The organism is Azospirillum lipoferum 4B, assembly GCF_000283655.1.
GTDB classification, from domain to species: Bacteria; Pseudomonadota; Alphaproteobacteria; order Azospirillales; family Azospirillaceae; genus Azospirillum; species Azospirillum lipoferum_C.
Genome location: NC_016623.1, coordinates 26,625 through 46,525 on the forward strand (window position 1 = coordinate 26,625; position 19,901 = coordinate 46,525).

The window sequence follows — 19,901 nt, forward strand, 5'->3', positions numbered from 1 at the left end:
TCGCCGGCTCACAGGCCGACCAGATAAAAGACGAAGGCGAGCGAGGCGGCGCCGACCCCGACCCAGCTGTGCTGGGGGGTCAGGCGGAAGCGGACGCGCGCGACGCTGTTCTCGACCACGCCGACGGCGGCGAAGATCAGGATCAGCTTGATGGCGAAGGCGATCAGCCCGAACAGCAGCCCGAAGACCGTCATCTCCGGCGCGCTGCCGAAGGGCAGGAAGACGCCGATGAACCAGGCGACGACGACCGTCTGCTTCAGCGCCATCGACCATTTGATGATTGCCAGCGACGGGCCGGAATATTCGGTCAGCGGGCCTTCCTGCAGCTCCTGCTCGGCTTCCGCCATGTCGTAGGGCAGCTTGCCCAGTTCGATGTAGATGGCGTAGGCGAAGGACAGGGCGGCGATCACCGTCGCGGTGGCCGAGCGGACATGGCCGTCGGCAATCGCTGTGCCGATGGCGCCGAGGTTGGTCGAGCCGGCCAGCAGCGCCGCGACGAACAGCGACAGCAGCATCACCGGCTCCACCAGCACGCCCATGGTCAGCTCGCGGCTGCCGCCGATGCCGGAGAAGGAGCTGCCGCTGTCGATGCCGGACAGCGAGAAGAAGAAGCGGGCCAGCGCGAACAGATAGATGACCGTGATCAGGTCGCCGATGGGCGCCACCGGCGTGAAGCGGGTCAGCATCGGGATGCCCATGGCGATGACCAGCACCGTTGTCAGCATCACCGCCGGCATGGCGCGGAAGGCGAAGCCGCTGTTCGGCGGGGACAGGTCCTGGCGGGACAGCAGCTTGGCGAAGTCGCGATAGTCCTGCAGCAGGCCCGGCCCGTGGCGGGTGTGCAGCTTTGCCCGGATCATGCGCGACAGGCCGGAGACCAGCGGTGCCGCAGCGAGCAGGAGGAGCGCCTGGAACAGCCCCAGGATCAGGTGTGAGAAGGTCAGCATGGCGTCCTCCCGTCAGACGGCCAGCGCCAGCAGCGCGATCAGCGCCGCGACGATGTAGAGGCAGTAGATCCGGAAATCGCCGGCCTGGATGCCCTGCAGCCACTTGCCGCCGGCATCGACCGCACCGGCAATCGGGGCGATGACGCTGCGGTCGGCCAGCGGTTCGGTGCGCCGCGCCAGCGTGACCACCCGCTCGAAGCCGTGGGCGATGCCGGTCCAGCGTCCGGAGATCGAGCGGCGCATGGTGTAGAGCGGGGCGAAGAACATGCGGATCGGCTGGGCGAAGCTGCCGGCGCTGGCGGGCATGTGATGGTCCGGTAGGTAACCGGCCGCCCAGGGCGCCGCCACCTTGCGGTCGCCGCCGCGCTTGGCCGCGAAGGCCGCCTTCAGCGCGATGGGCAGGAAGGCCATGGCGATCAGCAGGATGGCGATCAGCGGGGTGGACAGCGTCGCCTGCTGGGCATCGCCCGGCAGCAGGGTGGCGCCGACCGCCAGCGTCACCGGAGCGGTGCCGATGGTCGCCGCCGCGATGCGGCCCATCACCGGCGCCACCAGCGGAGCCAGCAGGCCGAGCGCGACGCAGGCGACGGCCAGCACCGCCATGCCGGCGACCATCGCGGCCGGCGCCTCGCGCGCCTCCTCGGCATGATGGCTGCGCGGCGCCCCGGCGAACATGATGCCGTAGGCCTTGACGAAGCACATCACTGCCAGCGCGCCGGTCAGCGCCAGCATGACGGCGGCGATGGGGGCGGCGAACTTCACCAGCGGGGTGCCGTCCAGCGCCGCGGCGAACAGCGCCTGGTAAGTGTACCATTCCGACACGAAGCCGTTCAGCGGCGGGATCGCCGAGATGGCCAGAGCGCCGACCAGGAAGGACAGGGCGGTCCAGGGCATGGTCCGGGCCAGCCCGCCCATCTTCTCCATGTCCTTGGTGTGCATGCGGAAGATGGCGGAGCCGGCGCCGAGGAACAGCAGACCCTTGAACACCGCATGGTTCAGCAGGTGATAGAGGCCGGCCATCAGGCCCAGCACCGCCAGCACCGGCTGGTGCAGCGCCATGCCGATCATGCCGGTGCCGACGCCCAGCAGGATGATCCCGATATTCTCGACCGAGTGGTAGGCGAGCAGCTTCTTGATGTCGTGCTCTGCCAGGGCATAGACGACGCCCAGCACCGAGGACACGGCACCGAAGGCCAGCACCAGCAGGCCCCAGCCCAGCATCGCCGGCCCGGCGCTGGCGCCCAGCAGGTCGATGCCGACCTTGACGATGCCGAACACGCCGATCTTGATCATCACGCCGGACATCAGCGCCGAGGCATGCGACGGCGCCGCCGGATGGGCGCGCGGCAGCCAGATGTGCAGCGGGATCATGCCGGCCTTGGCGCCGAAGCCGATGAAGGCCAGCAGGAAGGCGACGCTGTCCAGCGGGGCCGGCAGCGGATGGGCGCGGAAGGCGGCGAAATCGAAGCTGCCAGCCCGGTTCGCCATCAGGAAGAAGGCGGCCATGATCAGCACCGAGCCGCCATGGGCGACCAGGAAATAGAGGAAGCCTGCCCCCACCGCCTCGTCGTCCTGGTCGAAGATGACCAGGAAATAGGAGGCCAGCGACATCATCTCGAAGAAGATGAGGAACCAGAAGGCGTTGTCGGCCGTCACCACCAGCATCATCGACGCGATGAAGGCGTTCATGAAGAAGCCCATCGCCCCGATGCCACGCCCGGCATATTCGCGCACATAGGCGAAGCCGTAGATCCAGGCGACCAGCGACAAGAGCGAGATGACCGCGATCATCAGCCCCGCCAGCGGGTCGAGACGCAGGACGAAATGGGCGAAGGGGTAGGGGCCGGCGGCATCGAGAATGGCCGGCTGGCTCGCGCCGATGGCCGCCAACCCCGAAGCCAGCCCGGCGAGCGCCGCGGCAATGCCGACGCCGCTGCCGCCAAGACGGATGTCCCCCTCCCGATGCTTCAGGAGGAGGCAGAGAATGGCGCCGCCGCAGGACAGCAGCAGCGACATGATGAGCAGGGAGAGTGGAATCATGGGTCCAGCCCCTCCAGCGAGGCGAGCGGCGTTTCAGGACTGACCGGTGCCGTCGCGGCCAGCCGGCGCTTCACGGCGGCAGCCTGACGGATGGCATCGGCGTCCGCCGCATAAAGGGCGGCGGTCGGGCACACGCGCACGCAGGCCGGCCCGTCGTCGGAAAAGGCGCAGAGGTCGCATTTCACCGCCACGCTGCGCACGCCGATGTCCCAGGCCAGCAGCGGATCGAGCGCCGCCGAATGGATGGGCGTGGCGGTGGCGATGCCGGCGACCCCGGCGATGCCGGTGCCGCTGGGGGTGATGGCGCCGAAGGGGCAGGCCAGCGCGCACATCTTGCAGCCGATGCAGGCCTGCTCATCCAGCAGAATGCTGTCGGCTGCATGGGTGATGGCGTTCACCGGACAGACGCGGGCACAGGGCGCGTCCTCGCACTGGTGGCAGAGGACGGGTCCGGTGTCGTCGCCGATCCGCATGACTGTCAGCCGGGGATGCGCCTGCAGCCCCTGTTTTCTGTGTGCCTCGGTGCAGGCCGCCATGCAGGTGTTGCACCCGATGCATTTTCTCGGTTCCGCGATAACGAAGCGATTCATGTCCAGACCTCCGGCTTCCCGGGCGGGTGCGTCGACTCGGCCTGATCGGGATTGGGAAGACTCCCGATAAAAAATCCTGATCGGCCAATAAGAAGACAGTATTGGCTCGAGCACGCCCCCGTTGCCGCCTGTTGTTGCAGGCGGTGCGGCAGAAGGAGAGCCAGCTGTTGCGAATCTTTGTCAAATGGCCGTCTCGGATGGGGCCGCCATCGACTTCGCTACGCTATTCCCCTGAATGACGCGATGTCAACTAGACACATAAAAAAAGTGGGTATAAGGTGCGCGACACAAAGACAGGAAGTCATTATTCAATTTGATTGCCGATTGGCTTCCTGGAAACTCCGATAAGGAAGAAGAGATACTCGATAGGATCGGCTTATCGACGTCGATTACTTTTAAAGATCGGGCGATAAGCGATTTCGATCGGACGTGAAGCCACCGGTGCCCATCGCGGCGAACCGGCGCGTAACGCCAGGGAACAGTGAAGCGATGCCGGGGCGGGACCGTCCGACGGCCCCCTCCGGCTGCAAACAAGGACGACGGGAATGAACAGATTCGTCACTGCAAACCCAAGCAAGTGCATCGGTTGCCGGACATGCGAGGTCGCCTGCGCGCTTGCCCATTCCGATGGTGCCGGCGTCGAAGGACTGGCGCCGGAGACCTTCAAGCCGCGCATCCGCATGGTGAAGACGGCCAACGTCAGCACCGCGGTGATGTGCCACCATTGCGAGGACGCGCCCTGCGTCAACGCCTGCCCGAACAACGCCATCGTCTATCGCCAGCACAGCGTGCAGGTGGAGCAGGAGCGCTGCCTGGGCTGCAAGAACTGCGTGCTGGCCTGCCCCTTCGGCGCCATGGACGTGGTGACGATCCCGGCGGTCCGGCAATTCGCCGGCATGACGCTCAGCCTGGGCGTCAAGGCACAGGCGCACAAATGCGACCTGTGCGTCGGCCGCGATGCCGGCCCGGCCTGTGTTTCGGTCTGCCCCACCAGCGCCCTGACCCTAATGGACCGGGACGCGATGGACGAGACCCTGCGCCGCCGGCGCGAGCGTGCCGCCCTGGAAGCCGCCGAAGTCGCGGCCTGACCCCCCATCGCTGCGGCTGAAGCACAGCCGGCGCAATCGAGCGAACATCGAGGTCGAGATGGAAAAGCATATGGCGGTCTGCCCCTACTGTGGTACGGGCTGCAAACTGAATCTGCTGGTCGAGGGCGGGAAGGTCGTCGGTGCCGAACCCCTCAACGGCGTCACCAATGAAGGAGAGCTCTGCCTCAAGGGCTATTTCGGCTACGACTTCATCAACGACACCAAGATCCTGACGCCGCGCCTGCGCAACCCGATGCTGCGCCGCTCGCGCGATGCCGCCTTCGAGGCGGTGTCCTGGGACGAGGCGATCCGGTACGCCGCGACCAAGCTGGGCGAGATAAAGGCCAAATACGGCCCCGATTCGATCATGACCACCGGCTCGTCGCGCGGCACCGGCAACGAGACCAACTATGTGATGCAGAAATTTACCCGCGCGGTTCTCGGCACCAACAATGTCGACAACTGCGCGCGCGTCTGCCACGGCCCGTCGGTCGCCGGATTGCAGGTGACGCTGGGCAACGGCGCGATGAGCAACTCGATCCCCGAGATCGAGCACACCAAATGCGTCCTGGTCTTCGGCTACAACGTCGCCGACAGCCATCCGGTGATCGCCAAGCGCATCATCCGGGCCAAGGAGCGCGGCGCCAAGATCATCGTCTGCGATCCGCGCAAGATCGAGACGGCACGGCTGGCCGACCTGTGGCTGCCGCTGAACAATGGCTCCAACATGGCGCTGGTCAATGCCTTCGCCAATGTCCTGATCAATGAAGGGCTCTACAACAAGGAGTATGTCGCCAACCACACCGAGGGCTTCGACGAGTACAAGAAGATCGTCGAGAAATACACGCCCGAATACGTCGAGGCGATCACCGGCCTGCCGGCCGCCGACATCCGTGAGGCGATGCGCATCTACGCTGCCGCGCCGTCCGCCACCATCCTGTGGGGCATGGGCGTCACCCAGTGGGGGCAGGGCGTCGATGTGGTGAAGGGGCTGTCGGGGCTGGCGCTGCTGACCGGCAATCTCGGCCGCCCGAATGTCGGCGTCGGCCCGGTGCGCGGCCAGAACAACGTGCAGGGCAGCTGCGACATGGGCGTGCTGCCGACCGAATTCCCCGGCTACCAGAAGGTCACCGACCCGGAAATCCGCGCGAAGTTCGCCAAGGCCTGGGGGGTCGACTCGCTTCCCGCCGAGATCGGCTGCCGCCTGACCGATGTGCCGCATCTGGCGGAGACCGGCAAGCTCAAGGCGATGTACGTCATGGGCGAGGATCCGGCCCAGACAGAGCCGGACCTGACCCAGGTGCGCAAGGGCTTCGAGGCGATGGAGTTCGTCATCGTCCAGGACATCTTCATGACGAAGACGGCGATGTTCGCCGATTTGATCCTGCCGGCGACCTCCTGGGGCGAGCATGAGGGCGTGTTCAGCGCCGCCGACCGCAGCTTCCAGCGCTTCACCAAGGCGGTGGATGCCAAGGGCGACGTCAAGCATGACTGGGAGATCATCAGCCTGCTCGCCACGGCGATGGGCTATCCCATGCATTACGACAACACCAGGCAGATCTGGGACGAGCTGCGCGAGCTCTGCCCGATCTTCTACGGCGCCACCTACGAGAAGATGGAAGGGCTGGGCGCGGTGCCTTGGCCCTGCCGCGACCTCGATTCGCCGGGCTCCAAGTATCTCTATGAGGGCAACGTCTTCCAGCGGCCGGGCGGCAAGGGGCTGCTGTTCGCCACCGAATGGCGTCCGCCGCAGGACCAGCTGACCGAGGAGTTCCCGCTGATCCTCTGCACGGTGCGCGAGGTCGGCCATTACTCCTGCCGTTCGATGACCGGCAACTGCGCCGCCCTGCAGACGCTGGCCGACGAGCCCGGCTATGTCACCATCAATCCCAAGGACGCCAAGGCCCTGGGCATCCGTGACCAGGAGCTGGTCTGGGTGTCGTCGCGCCGCGGCAAGGTCATCACCCGCGCCAGCGTCACCGACCGCACCAACAAGGGGGCCGTCTACATGACCTACCAGTGGTGGATCGGCGCCTGCAACGAGCTGACCATCCACGCGGTCGATCCCATCGCCAAGACGCCGGAATACAAATATGCCGCCGTCCGGGTCGAGCCGATCGCCGATCAGGTCTGGGCCGAGAATTACGTCCAGCAGGAATACGCGAAGCTGAAGGGCGGCCTCAGCAACGCGGTGACCCGTGCGGCGAAGAAGGCTCCGGCCTACGCGTGATGTTGGGGGCGCGCCTTACTCCCTCTCCCCCCGCTCTCGCGCACACGAAGTTTGCGCTGTCGCGACAGGCGGACCAGAGGTCCGCCGAAAGCGGGGAGAGGGTCGGGGTGAGGGGGGCGCAGTGCGTGGCCATCCCAAGAATCCTCGCCGCGCTCCCCCCTCACCCTAACCCTCTCCCCGGGGGGGAGAGGGGATCCTTCCCGGTGCCCGAGGACCCAATCCCATGCATGAGATCGCCCTTTGCCAATCCCTGCTGGAGCAGGCGATGAAGGCGCGGGAGGCCAATCCGTTCGACCGGGTGGTCCGCGTCAGCCTGTCGGTCGGCCAATCCAGCCGGGTGCAGCCCGACGCCCTGCGCCATGCCTTCGACCTGCTCAGCCGCGACACCTTCCTGGAGGGGGCGGAGTTGCGGATCGAGCGGCCGCCGGGGGAGGGGTTCCGATTGGTCGAGATGGAGGTGTCGTGAGCGTGACTCTTCGTGCGCCTATGATGCGTCGCATTGCCGCTGCGGCAGCCCGCGCGGAGACGTGAGCAGGTGACTCGCATCAATGATATTGCTCGGGTCGTGATTGAAAAGTTCCCGATCCACGCTGCGCCTGACGTGGTTGAAGGAGCCCCGGCATGCAGGAAAAGCTGGAATTTCTGATCGCGCTGGCCACCGAAAAGCATTTCGGCCGGGCGGCGCAGGTTTGCGGGGTGTCGCAACCCAACCTCTCCGCCGCGATCAAGCAGCTGGAATCGACCATGGGCGTTCCCCTGGTCGACCGTGGCGCCCGCTTCATCGGCTTCACCCCGGAGGGGGAGAGGGTGCTGGAATGGGCACGGCGCATCGTTGGCGACTATAAGGCGATGCGCGCCGACATCGAGACCATGAAGCAGGGGCTGACCGGCACGCTGCGGCTGGTGGTGGTGCCGACGGCGCTGCCCATGGTCCAGCGGCTGACGGCCACAGTCTGGTCGATGCATCCCGGCATCAAGATCACCATCGCCTCCCACAGCTCCACCGAGATCCTGTCGCGGCTGGAGAATCTGGAGGCGGAGGCCGGCATCACCTATCTCGACAACGAACCGCTCGGCAATGTGGACGAGGTGCCGCTCTATCACGAGCGCTACCACCTGATCACCTCGGTGGATGGCCCGTTCGGCACGCGCGACAGCATCACCTGGGAGGAGGCGGCGACCGTGCCGCTCTGCCTGCTGAACGCCAACATGCAGAACCGCCGCATCATCGACCGCGCCTTTGCCGAGGCGGGCGTGCATGCCGAACCGATGCTGGAATCCAACTCCATCGTCGTGCTGACCAACCATCTCTGCACCGGCATGTGGTCGACGATCATGCCGCGGATCATGGCGGATTCGCTGCTGCTGCCCCCGACCATCCGTGCCATTCCCATCGTGGCGCCGGAGCTGTCCACCCTGATCGGCCTCGTGGTCGCCCGCCGCGATCCGCAGCCGCCGCTGACCGCGGCGCTGATCGCCGACGCGCGCCGGCTCGCCCCGGAACTGGCGATGGCGGCCTGATCACAGGGCAGCTTTGCCAACTGGTCATACCACTTGACGATTTGTCGCGCCCTGTGCTGCGATGCAGCATGGTAAGGAATCGGGACGGGAGACGCGCCGGGATCGGCCCGTCCACGCCTCCCCCCGAGGAGTGCTTTTTCCAATGAACACCGATACTTCGTCGCACCGGTGGTCGGTCGCCCCGGCCCAGCGCGCGCTCGACCACGAACCGCTCGGCGCCGACATCCATGCCGCATTTGCCAGGGTGGTCGCTCGCCTGCGCAGCGAAGTGGACGCCTTTGCACGGCGCATGGCCGATGTGGGCAGCGTCGAGCTGGTGGAGCGTGACGGCGGGGCGCAGCTGCTCTACCGCGCCCATCATGGCGAAGACCATGGCGAGGGGATGCACCGGCTGATCGGCAGCGTCGAGCTTCATCTGACCCATGACGGCAAGGCGGCCATCCACATGCGGATCCGCGGCGATCTGCCGCCGGCCGAGGTTCTGGACTTCGACCGCGTGACGGCCGACCATCTCCGGACCCGGCTGCATGCGTTCGAGATGGGTTGCCGCCGCCTGCCGATGGCGCGCGCGGCCTGACCGGACCGGAACCCTGCAGCCGAATAGCCGCAGCGAAGCCCCCGCAGCGGACCATTGGCGCACTGTCGCCGCCTGGGCGGGCAATGCCAAGTCGCCGCCCGCCCGCGGCACGGAGGAGACCAGATGTCTGACAACAATGAACTGATCACCGCGGCGCTGCGCCATGCGGCGGCCCTGCATGACGGCACCTTCCGCCCCGACCGGGCGCGCACGCCCTTCGTCGTGCACCTGTCGGAAACCGCCGAGCTGGTGGCCCAGGCCGGCGGCACGCCGGCGGAAATCGCCGCCGCCTGGCTCCACGACGCGGTCGAGGATGGGCTGACCACCATCGCAGACCTGGCCGACCGCTTCGGCCCGGAGGTCGCCGGCCTCGTGGCCGCCGTCAGCGATGCGCCGGAAGATGTCGGCCGGGCGATTGCCGAGCGCAAGGCGATCCAGGCCGCCCGCCTCGCCGCCGCGCCCGACGGGGCCAAGCGCATCAAGCTGGCCGAGCAGATCTCGATCCTCAAGGCGCTGGCGGTGGAGCGCCCGCTGTCCTGGAGCGTCGAGCGTGCCGACGCCTATGTCGAAGGCTCCCGCCTCGTCGCGGAGGCCTGCGCCGCCGCCAGCCCGCTGCTGGCCGAACGCTACGCCGCCGCGTTGGCCGGCGCCTCGCACTGATCGGGCACGGGTCCGTCACGACAGGCCGTATTTCCTGATCTTGTCGTGCAGCGTGGTCTTTGCGATCTGCAACTCCTCCGCTGCACGGGCAAGGCTATGGCCGGTGCGGCGCAGCGTGTCGGCGATCAGCGCGCGTTCGAAGGCCTCGACCGCCTCGGCCAGCGGCCGCGCGGTCGCCGGATGGGCGGAGGCGAAAGGCGGAAAGCCCTGTTCGATGCCCAGCACGCAGCGGTCGGCGACATTGTGCAGCTCCCGCACATTGCCGGGCCAGTCATAGGCCATCAGCCGGCGCATCCGCTCCGCATCCGGCGGCGGCACCGGGCGGCCATGGCGGGCTGCGGCCTGCAGGATGAACTGCTCGAACAGCAGCGGGATGTCCTCGCGCCGTTCGCGCAGCGGCGGCAGCGGCAGGTTGGCGACGTTCAGCCGGTAATAGAGGTCGGCGCGGAACTGTCCGCGGTCGGCCAGCTCGCGCAAATCCACCTTGGTGGCGGCAATCACCCGGCAGTCGACATGGACCGGCGTGTTGGAGCCCAGCCGCTCCAGCGTGCGTTCCTGAAGGACGCGCAGGAACTTGATCTGCACCGGCATCGGCATGCTTTCGATCTCGTCGAGAAACAGCGTGCCGCCGTTGGCATGCTCCACCTTGCCGATCCGGCGCTTGCCGGCTCCGGTGAAGGCCCCGGCCTCATGCCCGAAGATCTCGCTGTCGATCAGGCTTTCCGGCAGGCCGCCGCAATTGATGGCGACGAAGTTGCCGGCGCGCCGCGGGCTGGCGTCGTGCAGGCAGCGCGCCGCCAGTTCCTTGCCGGACCCTGTCTCGCCATGGATCAGCACATCGGCGGCGGAGGTGGCGAGTTCGCCGATCAGCCGGCGCACCCGCTCCATCTGCGGCGATCCGCCGATCAGCCGCGCTTCGATGCTGTCGCGGTTCTGCAGCCGGGCGCGCAATTCGCGCACCTCCAACGTCAACCGCCGCTTCTCCAGCGCGCGGCGCACCACCTCCACCAGATAGTCGGGAGAGAAGGGCTTCTCGATGAAGTCGTGGGCGCCCAGTTTCATCGCCTGCACCGCCATCGACACGTCGCCATGGCCGGTCATCAGCACCACCGGCAAATCCGGATCGGTGGCGAGTAGCCCTGCCAGCAGTTCCATCCCGTCCATGCCCGGCAGGCGGATGTCGGTGACGACCACGCCGGGAAAGCCGTCCGCCACCAGCCGCCGCGCCTTCTCGGCACTGTCCACCGCCTGGGTCGGGATGTCCTCCAGCTCCAGCGCCTGCTGGCAGCCGAGGCTGACATTCGGGTCGTCCTCGACGATCAGAACCTTCAGGGCGGTGGAGGAAGTGTCGGGCATGCGAGGTCTCCGGCCTGGAAGGTGGCCAGGATGGTGGTCGGGTCGGCGGGCAGGACGGCGGCGGGAAGGTCGATGGTGAAGACCGCTCCGCCATCCGCACCGTTCGCTCCGGTCAGGGTGCCGCCGAAGTCACGCACGATCCCGGCGGAGATGGCAAGCCCCAAGCCGAGCCCGCCGCTGCCCTCCCGCGCGCCATCCTTCACCGCTTCCTTGGTGGTGAAGAAGGGTTCGAACAGCCGGGGCAGGACTTCTTTGGACAGGCCGGGGCCGTTATCCGCCACCTGAATGCGCGTCCGGCCATCCTCCGTCCGCGCGGTGAGGGTCAGTTTGCCGCCCGTGCGCCCGGCCAGCGCATCGAGGCCGTTGGCGACCAGATTGACCAGCACCTGCTCCAGGCGGTTGGGATCGCACAGCGCCGCCACACCCTCCGGCACATCGACCGTCACGGCGACGCCGGAGCGCCGCAGCCGCTGCTCCAGCAGGAACAGGGCATTGTCGACGGGCCGGCGCACCGCCACCGGGCGGGGGGCGCCGGAGGACTTGCGGGCGAAGGATTTCAGCTGGCCGGTCAGGGTGCCCATGGCGTCCACCAGCTGGGCGATACGCTCCAGATTGCCTTGGGCCGCCTCCAGGTTGCCGCGCTGGAGGAACTTGACCGTGTTGCCGGACAGGGTGCGCAGGGCTGCCAGCGGCTGATTCAGCTCATGCGCGAGCCCGGCGGACAACTGGCCGATCACCGCAAGTTTGCCGGCATGCACAAGCTCGTCCTGGGCGGCGCGCAGGTTGCGGGTGCGCTCCTCCACCTTGCGTTCCAGGTCGCGCAGATGGCCGCGGCGCTGCACCCACATCAGCAGCAGGATGCCGAGGAAGGCGCTGCCGACCGCCGCCAGCGCCGCGCGGGTCCAGGCCATGCCGGTGATCTGCGAGGCCGGCGACAGCACGGTCATCGTCCACCCCGTTCCATGCAGCGGCGCCGTCTGGGCCAGGAAACTGCCGCTGACCGGGAAGACGGACGACTCCGCCTCCCCATCCGCCGGGCGGGCGAGCCCGACCAGTTCCGCATCGGGGGCGATCCGGTTCAGCGGTGAAAGGCCAAGCGGCGGCAGCGGGCGGGCGTTGTATTGCAGGGTGCGGTCGAAATGCCGGCGGGTCGGCTCGTCCATCGCCCGCAGGGTGGTGAATTTCCAGGAGGGGACCGAGGCCAGGATGACGACGCCGTTCTCGTCGCTGACCAGGACCGGTGCCTCCACCGTCGACCAGGATTGTTCCAGCTGCTCCAGGCTGACCTTCACCACCGCGACGCCGACGATGGCGCCATCCTCCGCCAGCGGAGAGGACAGGTAATAGCCGGCCTCCCCCGCGTCGTGCCGACGCCGAACAGACGGCCCTGGCGGCCGGCTGCGGCCTCGATGAAATAGGGGCGGTAGGACAGATCCTCGCCGACGAAGCTGTCGGGGCGGTTCCAGTTGCTGGCGGCCACCACCCGGCCCTGGCGGTTCAGCACATAGATCGACAGGGTGCCGGCCCGCTCGTTCAGCCGCTCCAGATAGCGGTTCAGCCCCCAGGCCAGCGGCGCCCGTCCGGTCACGAGGTCGAGAACGTCGCGCTCCAGCCCCAACGTGGCCGGAAAGTAGGCGTATTTGTCGATCTCCCGCTCCAGGCTCTCGGCATAGAGGTCGAGCCGGTGGCGTCCGGTCTCCTGCAGGGCGGCCAGCCCCATCCCTTCGCTGACGCGGAACCCCGCCAGCCCGGCGAGCAGGGCCAAACCGGCGATGACCGGCAGGAGAAGACCGATGGTGCGGAGGCGGCGTGCAATCGGCATGAAAAAGGCGGGCAGGGGCGGGGACTGCCGCATCATAGCAGAAGCCCCCTGCCCATTGCCCGCCTGCCTTCGTGGATCGGGTCGTCCCGCTTACTCCGCCGCGGCCGGGGCGGGCAGGGGCGCGTCGGCCTCTTCCTCGTCCTCCTCGCCGATGGCGCCTTCCCATTTGGCGACGACCGTGGTGGCGATGCCGTTGCCGAGAACGTTGGTGGCGGTGCGGCCCATGTCGAGGAAGTGGTCGATGCCCATGATCAACAGCACGCCGGCCTCCGGCAGGTTGAACATCGGCAGAACGGCGGCCACGACGACCAGCGACGACCGCGGAACGCCGGCGATGCCCTTGCTCGACACCATCAGCACCAGCAGCATGACGATCTGTTGTTCCAGCGACAGCGGGATGCCATAGGCCTGGGCGATGAACAGCGACGCGAAGGCCGTGTAGATCATCGACCCGTCAAGGTTGAAGGAATAGCCGAGCGGCAGGACGAAGCCGATCACCCGCTCACGCACACCCAGGGTCTTCAGCTCTTCCATCACCCGCGGATAGGCCGACTCACTGGACGCGGTGGAGAAGCCCAGCAGCATCGGCTGGCGCATCGCCTTGACCACACGGAACACGTCGCCCTTCAGCACGATGAAGCCGGCGAAGATCAGCACAGCCCACAGCACGGCCAGGGCCACATAGAAGCTGCCCATGAACTTGCCGTAGACCGCCAGCACGCCCAGCCCCTGGGTCGTCACCACGTTGGCGACGGCGGCGAAGACGCCGATGGGGGCGAAGAGCATGACATAGCCGGTGACCTTCAGCATCACCGGCACGACCTCTTCGATCGAGCGGGCGAGCAGGCCGGCCTTGGTGTCGCGCAGCTGGCCGATGGCGAGGCCGACGAAGATCGAGAAGATCAGGATCTGCAGGATCTCGTTGTTCGCCATCGCCTCGAAGAAGTTGCGCGGGAAGACGTGGGTCAGGAAATCCTTCAGGTTCAGGGCCGAAGTCTTCAGCCCGGCGCTGGCCGCGGTATCCGGCAGCGGCACGCCGACATTGGCGCCCGGATGCAGCAGGTTGGCGAACACGAGCCCGATGAACAGCGAGACGAAGGAAGCCATCAGGAACCAGCCGACCGCCTTGCCGCCGATGCGACCGACGGTGCGGGCGTCGCCCATGCCGGCCATGCCGGCGACCAGGGTGGAGAAGATGAGGGGCGCGATGATCATCTTGATCAGGCGCAGGAAGATGTCCGTCACCATCGCGAAATAGCTGGCGATGGTCTTGGCGGCGGCCGGGTCGAACATGCTGTTGCAGACATAGCCGGTAACGATGCCCAGCAGCATGGCGACGATGATCAGCGTCGTCTGTTTGTTCATGGTCCTACTACCTCACCTGTCCCGCCCGCCTCATGCGCCGGCCGGGGTACGGTCGATTGGGTCCCGGTCCGCCGGCCCGTCGCGGGGCCGGAGACCGGGTGGCGGAACGGTCAGCCGGCGGTGGCCGGCAGCCGCGGCTGGGTCAGAACCTCCGGCCGCAGAACCTCGGCCAGGGCGGCGGCGGTCATCAGGCCGCGCGCCTCCACCAGCTCGGCCACGCCCTTGCCGGTGCGATGGGCCTCCGCGGCCACCTCGGTGGCGTTGGCGTAGCCGATGTAGGGGTTCAGCGCGGTGACGATGCCGATGGAGTTGCGCACACCGGCCTCCAGATGCTCCCGGTTGGCGGAGATGCCGTCGACGCAGCGGTCGGCCAGCACCAGGCAACCCTGGCGCAGGTGGGTGATGCTCTTGAACAGGCTGTGCGCGATGATCGGTTCGAAGGCGTTCAGCTGCAGCTGTCCGGCTTCGGCGGCGAAGGTGACGGTCATATCGTTGCCGATCACCTCGAAGGCGATCTGGTTGACCACCTCCGGGATCACCGGATTGACCTTGCCCGGCATGATCGACGAGCCGGCCTGACGCGCCGGCAGGTTGATCTCGCCGAAACCGGCGCGCGGGCCGCTGGACAGCAGGCGCAGGTCGTTGCAGGTCTTGGACAGCTTCACCGCCACCCGCTTCAGCACGCCCGACAGCTGGACGAAGCTGCCGCAATCCTGCGTCGCCTCCACCAGATTGGGGGCGGTGACCACCGGCACGCCACTGATCTCGGCCAGATGGCGGCAGGCCACCGCGGCATAGCGGGGATGGGCGTTGATGCCGGTGCCGATGGCGGTGGCGCCCAGGTTGATCTCGCGGATCAGCAGGGCGGCCTCCTTCAGCCGCTCCTCGTCCTCCGCCAGCATGACGGCGTAGGTGGAGAATTCCTGGCCCAGCGTCATCGGCACGGCGTCCTGCAGCTGGGTGCGGCCCATCTTCAGGATGTCGCGGAACTCGTCGGCCTTGCGCTGGAAGGCGGCGCGCAGATGGCCCATCGCCTCCACCAGCCGGAAGATCCCGCTGTAGGTCGCCAGCTTCAGCGCCGTCGGATAGACGTCGTTGGTGGACTGGCCCATGTTGACGTGTTCGTTGGGGTGCAGATGGGCGTAATCGCCGCGGCCATGCCCCAGGATCTCCAGCGCGCGGTTGGCGATGACCTCGTTGGCATTCATGTTGGTCGAGGTGCCGGCGCCGCCCTGGATCACGTCGACCACGAACTGGTCGTGCAGCTTTCCGGCGCGGATCTCGCGGCAGGCGGCGACGATGGCCTCGGCCTGTTCTGCGCCCAGCAGTCCCAATTCATGGTTGGCGCGTGCGGCGGCCATCTTGATCTCGGCCAGCGCCCGGACCAGATCGGGGTAATGGGAAATCGGCGTGCCGGTGATGGGGAAATTCTCGACAGCGCGCAGGGTGTGGACCCCGTAATAGGCGTCGGCCGGAACTTCGCGGTCGCCCAGCAGGTCGTGTTCGGTGCGCGTTGTGGCAGGCATCGGACGTTTCGCTCCCTTGATTTGAGTCCGTCCCGTCTGCGCGGGACGCGACCCTTAAGGAGCAATCGGCGTGCCAATGCCGGCCCTTGCCGATCAGCCTGCTAAGCCGTTGGAACTATGAAGTTCCATTGTTGGTCAGAGCCGCCGCCGTTCGGATTTCCGAACGCCGCCGATGTTTGGCGTTCGGAAATCCGGATATGGCTTGCGTGCTGTTGCGGCGGCTTGAAGATCAGGATTCCGGACTGTTGCGCAATTCCGCCTCACCTCGACGGCGGTGGGAGAGGGAAAGCCCCCCTCACTCCCTCACCACATAGGTGAAATAGCGGATCACGCCGTTGGCATCGGTCTCGCGGTACAGGCCCTGGATCTCGTTGTCGAAGCCGGGGAAGCGGTTGGCGCTTTCCTGGAAGACCTTCAGATAGTCGATCATCGGCTTGGCCCGCGCGTCCAGCCTTTCGCCGGGGACAATGGTGGCGATGCCCGGCGGATAGACCACCCACAGCGTGGTGGCGATGCGGCCGTCGATCTCGTCGATGGGCAGGTAATCCACGTTGTTGCGCACCAGATGGCGCGTCGCCTCGCGCGGCGGAATCGCCATGGTCGGCAGATGCTCCGGCCGGAAGATGGCGCGCTGCAGGGCGCTGGTGTTCTTTTCGCGGTAGAAGGCGTGCATCTCCGCGCAGAGGTCGCGCAGGCGCCGGCCGATATAGTGGGCGCGCCGCTTGGCGACGAATTCGGGGATGACCTCCTCCAGCGGGGCGTTGTCGTCGTGCAGCCGCTTGAAGGCGACCAGACCGCTCAGCAGCGTGCCGGCCTTGCTCGATTCCACCCCCGGCGTCAGCAGGAACAGCAGCGAGTTCAGGTCGTTCTTCTCCGGGACGATGCGGTTCTCGCGCAGGTATTGCGCCACCACCGGGGCCGGGATGCCGTGGTCGCCATAGGCGCCGCTGTGGCGGTCGAAGCCGGGGGTCAGCAGGGTCAGCTTGTTGGGGTCGGTCATGGCATAGCCCGGCTCCACATGCTGGAAGCCGTGCCAGTGGGCGCCGGGGGCGAATTCCCAATGGCGGACGTCGGTCGCCAGCTCGTCGGTCGGCACCTCCTCCCACGCGGTCTCGGCACCGTTGCGGGTGACGCGGTCGGGCACGAAGGGATCGAAGAACCAGCGCTTGGCCGGATCGCTCTCGCGCTCCTCGAACTCGCGGCGGATGGCGCGGATCTTCTTGCGCAGCTCGACGCCCAGCCGGATGGTGTCGTCCCACAGGATCTCGCCCGACCGACCCTTCATCATCTGCGCGCCGACATCCAGCGAGGCGAACAGCGGGTAGAAGGGCGAGGTCGAGGCGTGCAGCAGGAAGGTCTCGTTGAAGCGGCGATGCTCCACCCGGCGGCGCTGCCCCTTGATGTGGTTGTCCTTCACATGGATCTGCGAGGCCTGGGAGAAGCTGGCCAGCTGCTTGTGGGTGGACTGGGTGGCGATGATGCCGGGATGGCCGTCATGCAGCCCTTCCAGCCCCATGGCGAAATGGCCCTTGAACAGCGGATGGAACTTCAGGAATCCAGCCCAGGCCTCGTCGAACAGGATGTAGTCGCAGAGCTTGCCGATCCGCTCCAGCATCATCTGGGCGTTGTAGATGGTGCCGTCATAGCTGCATTGCTGGATCACCGCGGCGCGGAAGGGGCGTTCGCGCTTCCAGGCGTCGGGGTCCTTGACCAGCGGGTTGCGGCGGATGCGCTCGCGGATCACCTCCTCGTCCAGCGCCTGCGGGTCGATGGGACCGATCAGACCGTGGGCGTTGCGCTCCGTCTCCATGAAGATCGGAATGCCGCCGCCCAGGAACAGGCTGCCGTGATGGGCCGCCTTGTGGTTGTTGCGGTCGAACAGCACGAGATCGTCCTCCGCCACCAGCGCCGACAGCACGATCTTGTTGGAGGCCGAGGTGCCGTTCAGCACGAAATAGGTGCGCTCCGCCCCGAAGATGCGGGCGGCTTCCTTCTGGGCCTGGAGCGCCGGGCCTTCATGGACCAGCAGGTCGCCCATCTCCAGCACCGAATTGTCGATATCGTCGCGGAAGACCGCCTCGCCCAGATGCTCGACGAAGATGCGGCCGATCGGGCTGCGGCTGTAGAAGATGCCGCCATTGTGGCCGGGGCAGGTCCAGAGCTGGTTGCCCTCCTCCGCGTAATCGACCAGCGCGCCGAAGAAGGGAGTCTTCAGCGTATCGGCATATTGCTTCAGCCGGCTGACCAGATTCTTGGCGATGAATTCAGGCGTCTCCTCCGCCAGGAAGATGTAGCCATCGACCTGGTTCAGCACGTCGACCGGGATGTTCTCCAGCCGCTGGCGACGGACCAGCAGGATGATCGGCATCTCAAGCCCGCGCTGGCGGGCGAAGGCGATCAGCGAGGCCTGCTTGCCGTCGGCGCCGCGCTTGCCCCAGTCGACGATCATGCAGCCGATGGCGGCGTCGGTGCGAATGGCCAGTTCGGCATCCTCGACCCGGCGGGCGCGAACCACCTCGAAGCCCATCCGCTCCACTTCCGACAGGATCTGCTGAAGCCGCATGCCCTCCAACTCGTCCACCTCGAAGGCGGGGGCGCAGACCAGGAAGTTGAAGCGGCGGAAGAAATCCATGCGACGGGTCTCCGGAAGGGTAGGAAGCGATGATGAGAGGAAAGGGCCGGGCTGTACCGGCCGGCAAGGGCGATTATTCGGTCGCCGCCCAGTTGCCGCGATAGTCGTGCGGCGGCTCGCGGTCGGCGGTTCCCAGGGCACGCTGAAGAAAGACGCTGTCGGTCCAACGTCCGAACTTGAAGCCGACATTGTGCAGGATGCCTGCCCGGACGAAGCCGCAGGATTCATGCAGCCGAAGCGACGGGGCATTGGCGCTGTCCACCACCGCGATCATCTGGCGGCAGCCGGCGGCGGTGCAGGCCTCGATCAGCGTCGGCAGCAGAAGCCGGCCGATGCCGCGGCCCTGATGGTCCTTGTGAATGTAGATCGAGTGTTCGACGGTGTAGCGGTAGGCCGGCCGCTTGCGGAAGGGTGCGGCATAGGCATAGCCGACGACCAGTCCGTCCAAATCCGCGACCAGATGCGGCAGCCGCCGCTTCAGCATCGCCTTGCGGCGGCGTTTCAGCTCTTCCGGATGCGGAGGCTCGATGTCGTAGGGGCCGAGCCCGCGCTGGATGTGGTAGCTGTAGATGTCCAGCATGGCCGGCACATCCGTCTCCGCCGAATTGCGGATGCGCACGTGCGCCGATCCCGGCGCCGCGACGGGGAAGGCACCGGTCTGATCGTTGGCCGGATTGGCGTTCGGTGTGGACATGTCGTACACGGGAGCTTCCCTTGGCAAGCAGCGTCGGCACGACCCCGCGCCCGCGCGCAAAGCTACAGCAGCTCCATGACAGACGTATGACGTTCCGCGGTTTGGCCGCCTACTCTCCCAGACGCGATTTCCAGTCTTCGACCTTGCCGCTCTCCACCCGCCGCCGGGCCAGATCGCGCCAGCCGGGGGCGAGCGGCTCCAACTCCGCAATGCCCGCCAGCGTCCGGACGTCGCCGGTGTCGTGATAGAAGGCACGCAGGATGCGGGCCAGCGGCCAATCTGGCAGGGGACGTTCGACCAGCACGACGCTGTCGCCGGCCGCGGCCATGCCCGATTCCAGCACCCGATAATACCAGCCGGTCCGGCCGGTGGCTTGCACCCGGCGCGCCATGTCCGTCACGCCGAAGCGGTGGTTCAGCTTCCAGCAGGGTTGGCGGCCCTGGCTGACCTGCAGCGTCGCCGTCCCGATGCGGAAGACGTCGCCGACGCAGACCTCCTCCTCGGTCAGCCCCAGCGTCGACAGGTTCTCGCCGAAGGCCCCGACCGTCTCCAGCAAGGGAGCAGGGGAGGGCAGGTCGACCCGCCATGCCGCGTAATGGTCGAACGGATAATGGTGGACGGCCTTGTCCGGGCCGCCGTGATGGCGGAGATCGGCCTGCTCGTCTCCGGCAAGACCAGCCGGCCCGATGGCGAGTGCGCCGTCGACCGGTTGCTTGCCGATGGCGCTGAGCGCACCCGGCTTGCCGAACGGAACCGCCTTGCCGATCAGCACGGCCTCCAGCGTTGAGTGCGCGGTCATCTCCGATCTCGTCCTGTCGCCATTCCGGTATATCGAGGCGCCATTCCTATCAGA

15 protein-coding genes and 1 pseudogene are annotated in these 19,901 nt (G+C 67.1%); 6 read left to right on the top strand and 10 right to left on the bottom strand.

From position 1 onward, the window contains the following. Positions 1 to 8 precede the first annotated feature (8 nt). Genes AZOLI_RS21745 through AZOLI_RS21755 form a run of 3 tightly spaced genes read right to left on the bottom strand, consistent with a single transcriptional unit; the run spans position 9 to position 3,577 of the window. Entirely contained in the window at positions 9 to 947 is a 939-nt protein-coding gene (locus tag AZOLI_RS21745) for a respiratory chain complex I subunit 1 family protein (protein ID WP_014249332.1), read from the bottom strand. Between the two features lie 12 nt (positions 948 to 959). Then, positions 960 to 2,987: a hydrogenase 4 subunit B gene (gene hyfB, locus AZOLI_RS21750; protein WP_014249333.1), complete on the bottom strand. Its 2,028-nt coding sequence runs from the start codon at positions 2,985 to 2,987 to the stop codon at positions 960 to 962. Next, complete coding sequence (locus AZOLI_RS21755; protein ID WP_014249334.1) at positions 2,984 to 3,577, bottom strand: 4Fe-4S dicluster domain-containing protein; 594 nt, start codon at positions 3,575 to 3,577, stop codon at positions 2,984 to 2,986. Before AZOLI_RS21755 ends, hyfB begins: the two co-directional genes overlap by 4 nt. A 545-nt stretch (positions 3,578 to 4,122) precedes the next feature. On the opposite strand from AZOLI_RS21755, the gene AZOLI_RS21760 reads away from it, so the two are divergent. The 6 genes from AZOLI_RS21760 (at position 4,123) to AZOLI_RS21785 (ending at position 9,653) form a co-directional block, all read left to right on the top strand. Further along, positions 4,123 to 4,665 carry a 4Fe-4S dicluster domain-containing protein gene (locus AZOLI_RS21760; protein WP_014249336.1) on the top strand — a complete coding sequence of 181 codons (543 nt, stop codon included), beginning with the start codon at positions 4,123 to 4,125 and terminating at the stop codon, positions 4,663 to 4,665. A 58-nt stretch (positions 4,666 to 4,723) separates the two neighbouring features. Further along, positions 4,724 to 6,895 (top strand): formate dehydrogenase subunit alpha, encoded by a 2,172-nt coding sequence (gene fdhF, locus AZOLI_RS21765; protein ID WP_044552950.1) that lies wholly within the window; start codon positions 4,724 to 4,726, stop codon positions 6,893 to 6,895. Positions 6,896 to 7,118: 223 nt separating this feature from the next. Further along, on the top strand, positions 7,119 to 7,361 hold the full coding sequence (locus AZOLI_RS21770) for a hydrogenase maturation nickel metallochaperone HypA/HybF (RefSeq protein WP_044552756.1): 243 nt from the start codon (positions 7,119 to 7,121) through the stop codon (positions 7,359 to 7,361). A gap of 155 nt (positions 7,362 to 7,516) precedes the next feature. After that, the gene (locus AZOLI_RS21775; protein ID WP_014249338.1) at positions 7,517 to 8,416 is read left to right on the top strand and encodes a LysR family transcriptional regulator; all 900 of its coding nucleotides are present in this window, start codon (positions 7,517 to 7,519) and stop codon (positions 8,414 to 8,416) included. Between the two features lie 142 nt (positions 8,417 to 8,558). Beyond that, on the top strand, positions 8,559 to 8,993 hold the full coding sequence (locus tag AZOLI_RS21780; protein ID WP_014249339.1) for a hypothetical protein: 435 nt from the start codon (positions 8,559 to 8,561) through the stop codon (positions 8,991 to 8,993). Positions 8,994 to 9,116: 123 nt separating this feature from the next. Further along, on the top strand, positions 9,117 to 9,653 hold the full coding sequence (locus tag AZOLI_RS21785) for an HD domain-containing protein (RefSeq protein WP_014249340.1): 537 nt from the start codon (positions 9,117 to 9,119) through the stop codon (positions 9,651 to 9,653). 15 nt (positions 9,654 to 9,668) lie between these two features. On the opposite strand, the gene AZOLI_RS21790 is transcribed toward AZOLI_RS21785, so the two are convergent. The 7 genes and pseudogenes from AZOLI_RS21790 to AZOLI_RS21820 all read right to left on the bottom strand — a co-directional run bounded on the left by AZOLI_RS21790 (position 9,669) and on the right by AZOLI_RS21820 (position 19,847). Continuing rightward, positions 9,669 to 11,009, bottom strand: coding sequence for a sigma-54-dependent transcriptional regulator (locus tag AZOLI_RS21790; protein WP_014249341.1), 1,341 nt, complete (start codon positions 11,007 to 11,009; stop codon positions 9,669 to 9,671). After that, positions 10,982 to 12,831: pseudogene (locus AZOLI_RS21795) on the bottom strand (sensor histidine kinase). The gene AZOLI_RS21790 and the pseudogene AZOLI_RS21795 overlap by 28 nt, the downstream one beginning before the upstream one ends. A gap of 90 nt (positions 12,832 to 12,921) precedes the next feature. Continuing rightward, the gene (locus AZOLI_RS21800; protein ID WP_014249342.1) at positions 12,922 to 14,196 is read right to left on the bottom strand and encodes a dicarboxylate/amino acid:cation symporter; all 1,275 of its coding nucleotides are present in this window, start codon (positions 14,194 to 14,196) and stop codon (positions 12,922 to 12,924) included. 110 nt (positions 14,197 to 14,306) lie between these two features. Beyond that, positions 14,307 to 15,722 carry an aspartate ammonia-lyase gene (aspA, locus tag AZOLI_RS21805; RefSeq protein ID WP_014249343.1) on the bottom strand — a complete coding sequence of 472 codons (1,416 nt, stop codon included), beginning with the start codon at positions 15,720 to 15,722 and terminating at the stop codon, positions 14,307 to 14,309. A gap of 295 nt (positions 15,723 to 16,017) precedes the next feature. Beyond that, positions 16,018 to 18,354 carry an Orn/Lys/Arg decarboxylase N-terminal domain-containing protein gene (locus tag AZOLI_RS21810; RefSeq protein WP_014249344.1) on the bottom strand — a complete coding sequence of 779 codons (2,337 nt, stop codon included), beginning with the start codon at positions 18,352 to 18,354 and terminating at the stop codon, positions 16,018 to 16,020. 73 nt (positions 18,355 to 18,427) lie between these two features. Beyond that, positions 18,428 to 19,048 carry a GNAT family N-acetyltransferase gene (locus AZOLI_RS21815; RefSeq protein WP_014249345.1) on the bottom strand — a complete coding sequence of 207 codons (621 nt, stop codon included), beginning with the start codon at positions 19,046 to 19,048 and terminating at the stop codon, positions 18,428 to 18,430. Positions 19,049 to 19,157: 109 nt separating this feature from the next. Then, positions 19,158 to 19,847 carry an MOSC domain-containing protein gene (locus AZOLI_RS21820; RefSeq protein WP_014249346.1) on the bottom strand — a complete coding sequence of 230 codons (690 nt, stop codon included), beginning with the start codon at positions 19,845 to 19,847 and terminating at the stop codon, positions 19,158 to 19,160. Positions 19,848 to 19,901 lie beyond the last annotated feature (54 nt).

Bases quoted from the DNA above. Each gene is read 5' to 3' on its own strand.
- AZOLI_RS21745 (WP_014249332.1), bottom strand. From the start codon at position 947: ATGCTGACCTTCTCACACCTGATCCTGGGGCTGTTCCAGGCGCTCCTC.
- hyfB (WP_014249333.1), bottom strand. From the start codon at position 2,987: ATGATTCCACTCTCCCTGCTCATCATGTCGCTGCTGCTGTCCTGCGGC.
- AZOLI_RS21755 (WP_014249334.1), bottom strand. From the start codon at position 3,577: ATGAATCGCTTCGTTATCGCGGAACCGAGAAAATGCATCGGGTGCAAC.
- AZOLI_RS21760 (WP_014249336.1), top strand. From the start codon at position 4,123: ATGAACAGATTCGTCACTGCAAACCCAAGCAAGTGCATCGGTTGCCGG.
- fdhF (WP_044552950.1), top strand. From the start codon at position 4,724: ATGGAAAAGCATATGGCGGTCTGCCCCTACTGTGGTACGGGCTGCAAA.
- AZOLI_RS21770 (WP_044552756.1), top strand. From the start codon at position 7,119: ATGCATGAGATCGCCCTTTGCCAATCCCTGCTGGAGCAGGCGATGAAG.
- AZOLI_RS21775 (WP_014249338.1), top strand. From the start codon at position 7,517: ATGCAGGAAAAGCTGGAATTTCTGATCGCGCTGGCCACCGAAAAGCAT.
- AZOLI_RS21780 (WP_014249339.1), top strand. From the start codon at position 8,559: ATGAACACCGATACTTCGTCGCACCGGTGGTCGGTCGCCCCGGCCCAG.
- AZOLI_RS21785 (WP_014249340.1), top strand. From the start codon at position 9,117: ATGTCTGACAACAATGAACTGATCACCGCGGCGCTGCGCCATGCGGCG.
- AZOLI_RS21790 (WP_014249341.1), bottom strand. From the start codon at position 11,009: ATGCCCGACACTTCCTCCACCGCCCTGAAGGTTCTGATCGTCGAGGAC.
- AZOLI_RS21800 (WP_014249342.1), bottom strand. From the start codon at position 14,196: ATGAACAAACAGACGACGCTGATCATCGTCGCCATGCTGCTGGGCATC.
- aspA (WP_014249343.1), bottom strand. From the start codon at position 15,722: ATGCCTGCCACAACGCGCACCGAACACGACCTGCTGGGCGACCGCGAA.
- AZOLI_RS21810 (WP_014249344.1), bottom strand. From the start codon at position 18,354: ATGGATTTCTTCCGCCGCTTCAACTTCCTGGTCTGCGCCCCCGCCTTC.
- AZOLI_RS21815 (WP_014249345.1), bottom strand. From the start codon at position 19,048: ATGTCCACACCGAACGCCAATCCGGCCAACGATCAGACCGGTGCCTTC.
- AZOLI_RS21820 (WP_014249346.1), bottom strand. From the start codon at position 19,847: ATGACCGCGCACTCAACGCTGGAGGCCGTGCTGATCGGCAAGGCGGTT.